Source organism: Amycolatopsis japonica, from assembly GCF_000732925.1.
GTDB classification, from domain to species: Bacteria; Actinomycetota; Actinomycetes; order Mycobacteriales; family Pseudonocardiaceae; genus Amycolatopsis; species Amycolatopsis japonica.
Genome location: NZ_CP008953.1, coordinates 4,817,157 through 4,829,996 on the forward strand (window position 1 = coordinate 4,817,157; position 12,840 = coordinate 4,829,996).

Consider the following 12,840-nt stretch of genomic DNA (forward strand, 5'->3'; position numbering starts at 1 on the left):
GATTTCGGCGAAGAGTTCATCGCACGGCCGAAACGGAAATTCGGTCGCCGCTGCGGCACCAGCACGGTGATCGGCAGCAAAGCACAGGACGACGCCGCGGTCAAACCCGTTAACCTGCGCCGAATGGCCAATTTCATGACATTTCCCGGACATCGCGGGTCCGGTCGTGGGCATGGTGATCCGGCTGTTTAGCCTGTCGCTCGTGTCGCGCCGATCGGAAGGAGCGGGCATGCAGCCCGAAGAGGGAACCGACGTCAAGCTCGTGCTCGTGGACCCGGGCGGCCGGCGGATCGACGCGGGGCCGGCGGAAGTGGCCTCCGGGTCGGTGCGTCTCGGCCGCTGGCACGTGCACCCGGTGAAGGAAGCGAACCAAGCGTTTCGCGATACTTCTGCGCACCTGGTGAAGATCAACTACGACCTGTACGTCGATCCCGGCGCGCCCGTCGTGCGCTGGTTCGAGATCGGCTTCGTGCTGGCGGACTCCGATGCCACGGTGGTCGCGGCGCTGCCGCACGGAGCCGCCGAGTCCCGCCCGGCGACGTCGTACCAACTCAGCCGCAACCTGGAGTTCATTCCCGTCGACAACGGCGCCGCTCATGTCCACGTCCCGCCGGTCGAGGGGCCGGTGCACGTCTACGGCGCGTCCGGTGATGTGATCCGGTGGCTGCACGTCGCTCCGGGGAGAGCCGGCGTGCGGCCGGGTTCGTATTCGGCGTGGATAGTGCTGCTGACGCCGGCTGGACGGACCGAGCAGAAATTCCGGCTGGCTGCGCGGTTCGAAACGGACTTCGCCGACGGAGAAGACTTTCAGCCGGTGCCCAAGTCGACGGAGTTCGGTATTTCACTGACCGGATCCAGTCGCTCGGCCGCGGTCGAAGCCGAAGAACACGATGAGCCCGGTGTCGGACTTCCCCGCAGTTCGCCTCGCGTCTTCATCTGCTACGCGCACGAGGGCGAAACGCACAAGAAAAAGGTGCGTGATTTCGCCGATCTTCTCCGCGAAAACGGGTTGGACCCGCGAATCGACGAAGGCCAGGAGGGACCTCGCACCGAGTGGGACCACTGGGCATTGCGCGAGATCAGGGAAGCGGACTTTGTCGCAGTCATCGCGTCACCGACCTGCCGGGCGGTCGGTGACGGGACCTATCGGGGCAACGATCGAGCAGGCATCCGCAGCGAACTTGGCGTGATCAGGAATCTGCTCCAGAAACACCCTCGGTGGGCAAGCCACCTCCTGCCCGTCGTCCTGCCCGGCTGCTCAGTCGACGACATCCCGATGTTCCTTCACCCGGTCACCATGGACCATTACATCGTCGAGGCGCTGACCGAGACCGAGATCGAGTACCTGCTGAAGACGATCCGCACGACGCCGCCATGGCCGGGCTGGGACCGGTCATGACCGGTAGCTTCCACGGGCTCTTCACCGGGATCGACCGCTACCGCGACCCAGGCTTCCGTCGTCTGAACTTCGCGGGGCGAGATGCCGGCGTCCTCCACGCGCTGTTTTCCGACAACGTGAGCGGGGACTGCGTCCTCCTCGAGAATGAGGATGCCACCCGCGACCGGTTGACCACCGAACTCCGCCGCCTCGCCGAGGTCGCTGGCGGCGATGACGTGGTTGTCATCACCTTCTCCGGCCACGGCACACGGTCACGGGAGCTGGCGACCCATGACGCGGTCCCGGGAAACTTCGCCGAGACTGCTCTCCCGCTGACCCGGTTCGTCGACCTGGTACGGGCGATCCGCGCGCGGCTGCTGGTGGTCGTGCTCGATTGCTGCTTCTCCGGCGGAATGCTGGCGCGGGCCTTCGGCGAGCCCGACGACGGCAACAGCGCTCGGTCCGACGGAGCGGGTGCATGGGAAATCCTGCAGTCGATCAGCGGTGACGGCCGGATCTTCCTCGGAGCGGCGTCGGCGGACGAAGAGGCGTTCGAGTCTGCTCGCTACCGGCATGGAATCCTGACCCACCACCTCGTGCAAGCATTGATGGGCGAAGGCGTCCTCGACGACCGTGGCGCGGTGTGCCTGTCGTCGTTGGTGAAGCAGGTACTCGACCGGGTCACCGCCGACGAGACCGGGGTCGGGCGTCGCCGGCAGCACCCCACGTTCGAGGGAACCATGCGCCGGACTCGGTTCCCGCCATTGATACCGGGGCCCCGCTACCGCGAGATCGGCGGCCACACCCAGCCACCTCCGGCGACCAAGGACCTGATGTCACTCCTGCCCTATGGTATCCCGGCGCCGGTGGCCGAGCAGTGGCGTGCTCGGGTGGACAAACTCAACGACGTGCAAGTTTCCGCCGTCCACCGCGGGCTCCTGCGCGGCTGCAACGTTTTGGTCAGCGCCCCGACCGCGAGCGGAAAGACCCTGGTCGGCGAACTCGCCGCGCTGTACGCGACGACGCAAAACCGCAAAGCGGTGTTCCTCCTTCCGAGCCGTGCCCTGGTGAATGAGCAGTACCAGCGGTTCCAGCAGGCGTACACTCCGCTCGGGCTCCGGGTCGTCCGAGCGACCGGCGCAGTGCGCGACCAGGTGAGCGATCTGATCACCGGTTCGTACCACCTGGCAGTGGCGACTTATGAGACCTACATCGGCCTTCTCGCAAGCCATCCGCGATTGCTGACCGGGGTCGGCGTCCTGGTCGTCGACGAGATCCAGTCCCTGCTGCTGAGCGACCGCGGTCCGCGGCTGGAACTGCTGCTCACCCGCCTGCGCCGGGCCGCGCACCGGAACCTGCCCGTCCCGCAGCTGGTGGGGCTTTCAGCCGTGCTGGGACAGGCGGACCGGTTGGCGGCTTGGCTCGACGCGAGCCTCGTGCCATTCACCGACCGGGTCATCCCGCTGTGCGAAGGAGTTCTCGGCCCGGACGGCACTTACCTCCACCGGCTCCACGGTGGCAAGCAGGCGCAGGTGGCGGAGGCCGAAGAACAGCTGCTCACGACTTCCGGGCTGGTGGCCGGTGACGACCTCGCGGAACGATTGGTCGGCAAGCTGGTGGCGCAGGGCGATCGCGTCCTGGTTTTCCGCTCCAGCCGCATAGGCGCCCGTGCTTTCGCCCGCCGGCTCTCCGATCGCCTCGACCTGCCCACCGCCGAATCCGTGTTGAGCGCGCTTCCGCAGGGTGACGTGTCCCGAGTGGGGGAGATGCTGCGCGACTGCCTCGGCGGAGGTGTGGCTTTTCACAGCACGGATCTTGGCGAGGCGGAGCAGCAAGCGGTGGTGGAGGGATTCTGTGGGAAAGGGGGGCCGATCCGCGTCGTAGTCGCGACCACGACGCTGGCCCAAGGTGTGAACCTGTCGGCCGACTCGGTCGTGGTGTGCGAGCTGGAGCACCCCGGTCGCCCCGGCAGGCCGTACACCGCGTCGGAGTACAAGAACATGGCGGGCCGGGCGGGCCGCGACGCCGCCAAGGATGTGCCTGGGCGGGCGATCGTCTTGTCGAACGGCAGCGTCGACACTCAGCGGATCTGGCGGAGCTACGTGAACGCCCGGCCAGACCCCGCCTGCTCGGCACTGTTCGGCGCCAGCCTCGCTTTGCCCAGTTTGGTGCTCACCGTGCTCAAGTGCCTCGCCGATGAGCCCGGCGATGCCGACGCGACCGGCGTAGCGGATTTTCTGGCCTGGACCTACGGCGCCTTTCAAAGTCAGCACGACCACACCAGTGGACCGTTTTCGTTCGCGAACGTTCATTCGGTAGTAGCCTCGCTGGTGGAGGACGGGTTCGTGATCGCCGCCGACAACGGCTACGGGCTGACTCCTCTCGGTGAAACGACGGTCCGCAGCGGCCTAGACGTCGAGTCGGCCCGCGTCCTGGTCGGCGCCCTGCGAAGGGTGGCGGATACGGAGCTGACCAGGATGACCTTGCTCGGGGTGGCGCAGCTGATCACCGAAGTCGATGACGTGCGTTTCACCAAGCCATCGGTCAACTGGCAGCGCGAGTACGACGAGTTCGCGCGACAGCTGCCGCGGCAACGGTGCGCGCCCGCCGTGGCGGCCGCCTTGCTGGGCCCCCGTAGCCAGGGCGGCGCCGAGATCGGCCGGTGTCGCCGCGCGCTCGCGTGCCTGATGTGGTCCAATGGCCGACCGATCTCGAAGATCGAGACGGCGCTGACACTTCACCTGCGCCCACAGGCTGGCATTCGTGACCCCGGTCCGATCGCCCACGCGGCGCAACGCACAGCCGACGTGATCCGTGCGGTCGTCGATATCGCCCGTCACTTGCACCCGGAGTCCGACCTCACCGATCTCGCCGAACTCCTGCCTTGGCAACTCTCGCTGGGAATCGTTAAGGGCCTGGTTCCTGTCGCTCGGCACTTGGACCGTCGTGTCGAGCGCGAGGTTTATCTGCGGCTGGATCAATCGGGCCTAACCGACCCGGCGGGGATCGCCTCCGCCGACACCGTGCAGCTGCTGCAGTGCGCAGGCAATGAAAACCTGGCGGCCGCCGTCCGGGCAGCGGCTGAGGCCGCAGTGGCTGAAGCGAACCAACCTGCTCTCGACGACCTGATCGATCCGCCGGAGGACTGAGTCGTGTTGGCAGGGGGCCAGCGGTCACCGTCTTCGACTCAGCGCACAGCATGATCTATTGGCCTGCCAGCCCAACACATGATCAGCGGAGATGGGAGCGAAACCCCGCAGCGCTTGAGGAATCTCCGCGCCGAACGATCAGTCCAACGAGATGGTTGTGGTTAGCGAGCAAGATCGTCCTCGGACACCTCACTACCCCACGCCTCGCTCAAGATCACTTGAGCGAGACGTTTGTCGCTGGTGCTCGCGAAGAACCCGACAAAACGGCGCGCTCGCTCACGAGAGTCACTCCCCTGCTGTCGCACGCCACTGTCGACCAGCCGGCCCGGAGCCCTGCGGCGACAACATGGGCGCGTGCGTGGGTCCGGGCATCGTAATCGACCAGGTCGCCGAAGTGCGCGGCGGTGCGGTCGATCAGCTGGTCTTCTCGACAGGGCGCCCGGCCGCGGGTTGGCGGGCGCTGGAGTGACCGTGGCGGCAGCGATAGCCGGGGGTCGTGCACCCAGCGCGAGTCCATGCGCCGCACACCGCACCAAGCCCGCGAGAGCCTAACTCCTGAGCGACCGTGCTGAGCGAATCTGCTGGTCGGCAAGGAAGTCTCCCGCACTGACCAACGCGGCGGGATCGGCCGCCGGGCCAGAGCCAGCCGGCGGCCCCACATTGCCATCCGGTGTAGCGAGGTCGGTTACGGTCCGGAGCGGCCTGCGACGGACGCGTGGTGGCCCTTCCCGCCGGAAGGGCCATCACGCCTCAGAGGAATCCGGTCGTCAAGAACCGGACCCCGGATAGCTGTCCCGCACGGCGAAGGTCACTTCGCCCACCAGTGCGCGGGCAGCGTTCAGTGCGTTGTGAAGCGTGTCGATGTCGCATTCCGTTCCGTGCCGCCGAAGTTCGATCAGCGACACGGCACAGGTGAGGGCGCTGTCGACCGCGGCCATCAGCGGATCGCCGGACATCCGCAACACGCCTCGGGCCCGTTCGACTGCGTCGACGGCACGCCCCACCTCGCTGCGGGTTCCGACGAACTGCTCTTGCCACAGTGCCGATTCTTCTTGTCGTACGGCCACACCGTCACACTCCCACCAAGGCCATGACTCCGAGTCCCAGCAAGATCACGCCCACCACCGAATCCAACGATCGCTTGACCCGCGGCCGGTTCAGGAACGGGTGGAGACTGCCGGCCGCGAAGGCGAACCCGAACAACCACAGGGCGCTCACCGTGACGTAGATGGCGAAGAGCACGAGCTCCGCGCCCAGGGCCGACGCGGCCGAGCCCGGGAGGAACTGCGGAAGAATCGACAGGTAGAACAGGCCGATCTTCGGGTTCAGGCAGTTCATGAGCAGCCCGCGTAGGAAGAAACCCGTGCTCCGGCGATCTTCGTGTTTCGGCGTGGACGCGGCCGCCGTCACCGCGGACCGCAAGGCCGTGATGCCGAGCCAGATCAGGTAGGCCGCGCCGATCACGGTCACGATCCGGAAGGCCACGCTGCCGTTGGCCAGCAGCGCGGCTAGTCCGGCGACCGAAGCGACGCCCCATAGGACGATGCCGAGCAGGACGCCGCCGGCGGTGCGCACCGCCGCCGGACGTCCGGCGGCGGCACTCGTCTGGAGCAGCAACGCCTGATCCGGCCCCGGCACGATGACGATGACCGCGGCCGCGGCGGTGAAAGCGAGCAAAGTAGCTGTCGTCAAGCGGTCCCCCCGCGTTGTTCACTCACGAGTCGTTCATCGAGCGTCGCGGTAGATCCACTGCAGGATCGCGACCGCGCTGCCGTACTTCATCCGCGCCTGTTCCCAGGCGATCGATCGGTCCCCGTCGAGCACCGATCCCTTGACCTCGTCACCGCGGTGCGCGGGCAGGTCGTGCATGAACACCGCGTTCGGCCACCGAGCCATGACTTCGTCGTCCACGTGGAACGGACGGAAGTCCTCCCGCCAGTCCGCGCTCGGCTTGGCCGTCCCCGTGGTCTGCCATCGAGTCGTGTAGACGACGTCGGCGGTGATGTCGACGGCGTCGAGGTCGTGGGTCTCGTGGAAACGGGATCCCGAGGCCGCGCCCTTTTCCTGCAACGAACCGAGCAGCGCGGCGTCGAGCCCGTAGCCCTTCGGCGTGGCGAAAACCACTGTGACGCCACGATAGGTGCTCAGGATCTTCCCCAGCGCCACGGCCGTGTTGTTCCCTTCGCCGACATACAGCACCGACAGGCCGTCCACCTGGCCGAAGTGCCGAAGCATCGACGCCGCGTCGCAGACGCCTTGAGTCGGATGTTCCTGTGCCGCCATCGCGTTCACGACCGGCAAACCGCTGCTGTGGGCCACCAGGCGCATGTCCTCCAACGGGCCCGCGGTGCGCATCACCAGACCGTCGAGCATCGCGCCGAACATCCGGCCGGTGTCGTGCAGGGACTCGCCGGTGTTGAGCTGGAGATCGTTGGGGCCATACGGGATGACCGAGGCTCCGAGCCGTAACGCGGCCGACGTGAACGCTGTCCGCGTGCGCGTCGAGGTCTTGGCGAAGTAGACGCCGAGAACCTTGCCGGAAAGCCGTTGTTCCAACGGTTCCGGCCGGTCGAGCACGCCGGCGGAGCGCTCGACGATTCCGTGCAGGTCCTCGGTGTCGACGTCATCGAGAGAAAGAAAACCGACCATGCTGTGCACCCCCGTCAGATCAAGACCAGTGAATTGTCAACGACCCGCGTCGAGCGCACCTCGGGGAACTCCCACTCCGCCCTCGACGTGAGTTCCTTCGCACGACGCCAGCCCGGCGAATAGATCGTGTCCTCGTAACGATCGCCGCCGTCGGGACAGACGACGACCACATGCTCGGCGCCGAGACCCTCGCCGATCCACCGCAGGGCACCGGCGACCGCGGCGCCCGAACTGCCGCCGACCCGGACGCCCAGTTCGTTCGCGACCCAGTCGCACGCGGCCACCGCCTCGGCCGCGGTCACCTTCACGTTCAGGCAATCCCGCCCGTCGACGAAGGACGACGTGCGGCTCGCGCCGATCCCGTTGAGGCTGCGGGACGCAGGCGGGCCGCCGAGCGCCACCGAGCCCACCTCGTCCACCGCGACGCAACGCCAGGGCAAGCTGTTGTGCTTGACGTAGTCGGTGAACCCGCGCACCGTCCCGCCGGTCGACACGCCGAGGAAGACGTCGAGTTCTCCGTGCGGGACCGCGGAAGCGATCTCCGGAGCGGTCCCCTCGGAATGCGCGCGGGGATTGGCCGGGTTCTCGTACTGGTTCGGCCACACGAGCAGGTCTTCGACCGCCATCCGGTCACGGATGTAGGCCAGCCGGGAAAGCAGGTAGCCGCCCGTCTCGTCGGGATCCGTCACTTCCACGATCTTCGCGTCCGCGCTCCGCATCTGCCGCACGAGCTTGCGCGACGTCCGCGGGTCGACGACCGCGGTGAACTCCACCCCGCAGATCTGGGAGTACCTCGCCAACGCGACACCGAGATTCCCGGACGTCGACTCGATGATCCCGCCGCAGAGCACCCCCGACTCGAAGATCGAGGAGAGCAGGGAGTACGCCACTCTGTCCTTGATGGACCCGAACGGGTTCTCCTGTTCCAGTTTCAGCCAGAGATTCGTCGTTCTGCCGCGATATCTCGTCACGGCGTTCAGCATCGGGGTCCTCCCCGGCACCGGGCCGTGCAGTTCACTCGGCAACGTCTTCCCCTCCCCCTTGTACCAGCTCACTGGTCACGTCCGGTTCGACCGATCTCCATGGGTCACGCCCCTAGCCCAGATATGGCTGCCGTCGCAGAACGGCTTCTGCAGTGAACGCCCGCAACGGCAGAGCGCGATGGTCTTTCGCTGCGGATCTATCGGCTCGTCGGTCTGACTGCGCAGGTCGTAGTCGCCGCGGATGATGACCGGCCCGTCCTCGCACACCACGACCGTGGCCGGAGCGGGCTTCTGCACCGCGGCCCCGTTCCGGTCCGGTTCCCGGGCGTCCATCAGCCCGCCGCCGATGCCACGACACGGAGAGAGGACTCCCCCCGTTCCCAAGAGGACAGCAGGTACTCGTTGGCCCGCGCGCCCAGTTCGGCCGTCACGACGGCGCCGAAGACCAGGTCGGACAGTTCACGCGGGTTGTCCCGCACGAACTTGCCGCACATGTCGTAGGCGGCGAGCTGCTCGTGGACGGCGTCGGCCACGATGTGCTCCTGGAAGAACAACCACGAGTCGTCCGACCCGTTCAACCGCTGCAGACCGTTCCGGAAATTGCGATTCACGTAGTGGGAGCCGATTTCCGTCATCGCGAGGTTTCCGAGCAGCGCTCCACGGTGACGACCATAGGTTCCGAAATAGGATATCACGTTGACGTTCGCGAGCGAACAAGCCGGAACGTCCTCGAAATACGCGCCGAATTCGGTGTGCATGCCGAGCTCGGCGAGGGTCAGCTCGAACAACTGGGAATGCAGACGACCCGGAATTCCGCCGCCGTACTCGTCGGCCTGGATTTCCACCAGGGCGGGTTTACCGCCACCGCGCACCCGCGGGATGACGAGGCTGTGGTGGTCCGCCTCCATGAGACTGTAGACGGACCGGTGCATGAGGAACTCTTGGAACTGCTCCATCGTGGCGTCCTGCTTGAGATACCGCGAAAGAGACCGCCCAGGGCTCGGTTTCCCGAGTTCCATCAAGAACCCGGGGAGCTTGTCCACGTCCACCACCGGAAGCGGACCGGCGGTTTCCCGTAGTTCACGGGCGAAGCGGGCTTCGAGCCGCTTGCGCAACTCGACCAGCGAGGTATCCCATTCCCAGGTCTGCGCCGCTTCGCCGAAAAGGCAGTACTGGGGGCCGTAGCACAAGAACAAACTCAGCTGCAGGTCCTCGTCGGAAATGGCGCCCACATCGGTCGCCGAAATGGCTCCCAGGATTGATTCGTCGCCGTCCTCCGGAGGACGCTGGAAGACACGGACGAGGATTTCGCTCACCGGACCGCGATGGTTGGGCAACCGCACCTGAACTCCCTGAATCGATGGCGGTGGAACTTCCGGATCACACGAGCTCCAGCGCCTGCCCGATGTCCGCGCCGCTCGCCCGGCGCAGGACCGCGCCGAACAGCGCCACATCGAGAATGCCGAGCCCGAACGGGTTCACGACGACGTAGCCGGTGTCCGGCCGCTCCGCGACGATGTCGCCGGCGAGCAGTTCGCCGAGCGTCGCGGTGATCGAGGGCCGGTCTTCCCGCACCTTCGCCGCGATTCGCCCCTCGTTGACCAGACGGCCCAAGGGACGCCGGGGGTTTTCGACGATCAGCTGGACGTCGTCCACGAACAAGGCGGAGGCGCCGGTCAGGACCTCGTCGGTCAGATCGCCGAGCGAGACGTTGACCAGGAGCGACCCGGGACGCACCCACTCCGGCTGGACGTACCCCTCGGCGACGGTGGTCAGGAACAACGCCGTTTCCGCGCCCGCCATCGCCTCGGCCGGTGTGGCCGCCACGGAGAACGAGACTCCCGGATGCCGTGCGGCGAGTTCGGCGGCGAGACTTTCCGCCACCGGCCCCCGCACGTCGCACAGGGTGATCCGGCCGAGATCCGGGCATCGCGTGAGGAGCAGGGCGAGATGCACCCGCGCCTGAGTCCCGCACCCGACGACGGCCAGCGAGCGCGTCGCCCGGTATCCGGCGGCTTCGACGGCGATCGCGGTGACGGCGGCCGTCCGCACGGCGCTGAGCACACCGACCTCCATCACCGCGGTGACCCTTGCGGTCCGCGGGTCGAAGCAGAGCCCGAGCCCACCGGCCCTTTCCAGGCCGAACTCCGGATTCGACACGCTGGCGTTGATGATCTTCATGCCGTAGGCGCCCTCGGTGCCGTTCTCGAGCACCGCGCCCGGCATGCCGATCGAGCGGCTGTAGGCGCCGTGCCGGTTGGTCCAGGACAGGTACGCCTCGCTCGGCAGGATCGTCCGGCCGAAGTGATGACTCACCAGCGCGTCCTTGACCGCGGCCACGACGTCGATCCCCGCCAGGCACTCGACGACGTCGGCCCGGCTGAGGAACCGCACCGATTCCGGGGCGGGCCTCGCGAGGACGTCGGCGAGCCACAGGTTTTCCATCTTTCCTCCCGACGGTCTGGTCACGAGTTCCACAGCTCCCGGTACCACTGGGCGAGGCTCAGCACGGTCTCCAGCGGGTTGCGCCGGAGCTGGGTGTCGAAGTAGCCCTCCGGCCTGCTCAGCAACTCGCGCAGCGCGCCCGCGTCGACGATGTCCAGCGCCGGCGAACGGTTCTCCGCGAGGAGGGTGCCGACGCGCCGTCGCAGATCCTGTTCGTACCGGGTGTCGGCGGTGGTCGGATATGGGCTCTTTTTCCTGCTGAGGACCGAATCGGGCAGCAGACCGGCCGCCGCGCCGCGGAGCACGCTCTTTTCCCTGCCGTCGTAGGTCTTGATCTTCCACGGGATGTTGTGCACGTACTCGACCAGGCGGTGATCGCAGAAGGGCACCCGCACTTCGAGTCCGGCGGCCATGCTGAGCCGGTCCTTGCGATCTAGCAGCACCGGCAACCAGCGCGTGAGGTGCAGATGACCGAATTCGCGCATACGCCGGTCTTCGGCGTCTTCTCCCGGCAGGTACTCGACCTCGCCGATCGCCTGCCGGTAGCGGTCGGCCCGGTACTCGCCGAACCGCGTGTGCTCGCGGAACTCCGTGGTCAGCATGTGTTCGGGGACGAACTGCATGGTGCTGAGCCAGGGAAAGTCCGCCGTGGCGACGACCTCGGGATCGTGGAACCAGTTGTAGCCGCCGAACACCTCGTCCGCGGACTCACCGGACAGCGCGACGGTCGACTGCTCGCGGATGGCCGAGAAGAGCAGGTACAGCGAGGTGTCGACGTCGCCGAAGGTGAGCGGGAGGTCGTGCGCACCGAGTACCGCGTCCCGGTTCCCATCCTGGGTGAGGGCTTCGTCCGGCAGCTCGATGGTCCGATGTGCCGTCCCGAGATGTTCGGCGACCTGGAGGGCGTACGGATTGTCCCGTTCTGGCCGGAAGGCACTGGCGCGGAAGTGTTCGGCGCTGTCGACGAAGTCGACCGAGAACGACCGGACCGGTCCTTCGCCCGCCTCGTCGAGGACGGCCGTGGCGATGGCGGTCAGCGCGCTCGAATCCAGGCCACCGGAGAGCAGGGTGCACAGCGGAACGTCGGTGATCAACTGCCTGCGCACGATGTCGACGAGCAGCTCGCGGACGTGGGCGGCCGTGTCCGGGATGTCCTGCTCGTGCGGAGCGGTCGGCAGTTTCCAGTACCGGGACAGCCTGCTGCCGTTGCCGTCGACGGTGAGGACGTGCCCCGGCGGAACCTCGTAGAGGTCGTGGAACGGGGTCACGCCGGGGGTCTTGACCAGGCCCAGCAGATCGGCGAGCCCCTGGTGATCGAGCCGGGCGGTGAACTCCGGATGGGCGAGCACCGCCTTCGGTTCGGACCCGAACAACACGGCGTCGCCGGACCGGGCGTAGTAGAGGGGTTTGACGCCCAGCCGGTCGCGGACCAGGAGCAGCCTCCGCACGCGCGGATCCCACAGCGCGAAGGCGAACATCCCGTTGAGGCGTTCGACGAAGCTCTCGCCCCATTCCAGATAGGCGTTGAGCACCACCTCGGTGTCGCCGTGGCTGCGGAAGACGTGGCCACGTGAGGCCAGTTCCGCCCTCAGCTCACGGAAGTTGTAGACCTCGCCGCTGTAGCAGAGCACGGCGTGCGGATCCTCGGGCGCACCCGCGACCATCGGCTGCACACCGCGGCGCACGTCGAGGATGGCCAGCCTGCGGTGACCGAGTCCCACATACCGGTCCGACCACAGCCGTTCGTCGTCCGGCCCGCGGCGGGCCAGCGTGCGGGTCATGCGTTCGAGATCCGCTTCTTTCCACTCGTTGGGACGGCTGAGATCGATCCAGCCGGCGATTCCGCACATGACGCTCCCTGTCTTAGAGGCATGCTGGGTCTGCTCGATTCCCTCGTACGCTGCCACGACGAGTCGTTCACCCTGGCGACACGTGCTATTGGCTCGGCGCGACGGGGTGGACGAAAGAGGGTGTTTGACCGACCATGTCGGCGATATAGTGCAGACGAACGCACGACGACAACTGCCGGTAATTCATCTGGTCGAGGACTGTACTCAGCGCCCAACAGGGCCCGTACCGCCACCAGAGTGACGTCGTCGGCGATGGAGACAAAGGTCGCTTTGTCTCGCCGGACAACTTGCGTGAAGTTGGCGTTTAGTGCTAAACTTCGTCGGCGTTCTAATCGCCATGGGGACACAAGGGGATCATCGACTGAGTTCATTTCCTGGGGAGGAAT

General features: G+C 66.9%; 10 protein-coding genes. 2 read left to right on the forward strand and 8 right to left on the reverse strand.

Annotated features, from left to right (window positions below):
* The first annotated feature begins 172 nt into the window (after window positions 1-172).
* Together AJAP_RS42540 and AJAP_RS22240 are read left to right on the forward strand one after the other, a co-directional pair.
* Entirely contained in the window at window positions 173-1,399 is a 1,227-nt protein-coding gene (locus tag AJAP_RS42540; RefSeq protein ID WP_084098285.1) for a toll/interleukin-1 receptor domain-containing protein, read from the forward strand.
* Window positions 1,396-4,527: a DEAD/DEAH box helicase gene (locus AJAP_RS22240; protein WP_038523628.1), complete on the forward strand. Its 3,132-nt coding sequence runs from the start codon at window positions 1,396-1,398 to the stop codon at window positions 4,525-4,527. Before AJAP_RS42540 ends, AJAP_RS22240 begins: the two co-directional genes overlap by 4 nt.
* A gap of 767 nt (window positions 4,528-5,294) precedes the next feature.
* Here the strand turns inward: AJAP_RS22240 and AJAP_RS43720 are convergent.
* From AJAP_RS43720 to asnB, 8 genes are all read right to left on the reverse strand, one after another.
* Window positions 5,295-5,483 (reverse strand): hypothetical protein, encoded by a 189-nt coding sequence (locus AJAP_RS43720; protein WP_148311553.1) that lies wholly within the window; start codon window positions 5,481-5,483, stop codon window positions 5,295-5,297.
* A gap of 115 nt (window positions 5,484-5,598) precedes the next feature.
* Window positions 5,599-6,219 carry a LysE family translocator gene (locus tag AJAP_RS22250; RefSeq protein ID WP_228694553.1) on the reverse strand — a complete coding sequence of 207 codons (621 nt, stop codon included), beginning with the start codon at window positions 6,217-6,219 and terminating at the stop codon, window positions 5,599-5,601.
* Window positions 6,220-6,252: 33 nt separating this feature from the next.
* Complete coding sequence (locus AJAP_RS22255; RefSeq protein ID WP_038514936.1) at window positions 6,253-7,176, reverse strand: ornithine carbamoyltransferase; 924 nt, start codon at window positions 7,174-7,176, stop codon at window positions 6,253-6,255.
* Window positions 7,177-7,190: 14 nt separating this feature from the next.
* Entirely contained in the window at window positions 7,191-8,231 is a 1,041-nt protein-coding gene (locus tag AJAP_RS22260; protein WP_051972554.1) for a pyridoxal-phosphate dependent enzyme, read from the reverse strand.
* Window positions 8,232-8,234: 3 nt separating this feature from the next.
* Complete coding sequence (locus tag AJAP_RS22265; protein WP_051972555.1) at window positions 8,235-8,492, reverse strand: CDGSH iron-sulfur domain-containing protein; 258 nt, start codon at window positions 8,490-8,492, stop codon at window positions 8,235-8,237.
* On the reverse strand, window positions 8,492-9,502 hold the full coding sequence (locus AJAP_RS22270; protein ID WP_038514939.1) for an iron-containing redox enzyme family protein: 1,011 nt from the start codon (window positions 9,500-9,502) through the stop codon (window positions 8,492-8,494). Before AJAP_RS22270 ends, AJAP_RS22265 begins: the two co-directional genes overlap by 1 nt.
* A 37-nt stretch (window positions 9,503-9,539) precedes the next feature.
* Window positions 9,540-10,604: an ornithine cyclodeaminase family protein gene (locus AJAP_RS22275; RefSeq protein ID WP_038514941.1), complete on the reverse strand. Its 1,065-nt coding sequence runs from the start codon at window positions 10,602-10,604 to the stop codon at window positions 9,540-9,542.
* 20 nt (window positions 10,605-10,624) lie between these two features.
* Window positions 10,625-12,454, reverse strand: coding sequence for an asparagine synthase (glutamine-hydrolyzing) (gene asnB, locus AJAP_RS22280; RefSeq protein WP_038514943.1), 1,830 nt, complete (start codon window positions 12,452-12,454; stop codon window positions 10,625-10,627).
* Window positions 12,455-12,840: the final 386 nt, after the last annotated feature.

Coding starts and splice junctions, on each gene's coding strand:
- AJAP_RS43720 (WP_148311553.1), bottom strand. CDS start 5,483: ATGTCCGGCGATCCGCTGATGGCCGCGGTCGACAGCGCCCTCACCTGT.
- AJAP_RS22240 (WP_038523628.1), top strand. CDS start 1,396: ATGACCGGTAGCTTCCACGGGCTCTTCACCGGGATCGACCGCTACCGC.
- AJAP_RS42540 (WP_084098285.1), top strand. CDS start 173: ATGGTGATCCGGCTGTTTAGCCTGTCGCTCGTGTCGCGCCGATCGGAA.
- AJAP_RS22255 (WP_038514936.1), bottom strand. CDS start 7,176: ATGGTCGGTTTTCTTTCTCTCGATGACGTCGACACCGAGGACCTGCAC.
- AJAP_RS22265 (WP_051972555.1), bottom strand. CDS start 8,492: ATGGACGCCCGGGAACCGGACCGGAACGGGGCCGCGGTGCAGAAGCCC.
- AJAP_RS22275 (WP_038514941.1), bottom strand. CDS start 10,604: ATGGAAAACCTGTGGCTCGCCGACGTCCTCGCGAGGCCCGCCCCGGAA.
- asnB (WP_038514943.1), bottom strand. CDS start 12,454: ATGTGCGGAATCGCCGGCTGGATCGATCTCAGCCGTCCCAACGAGTGG.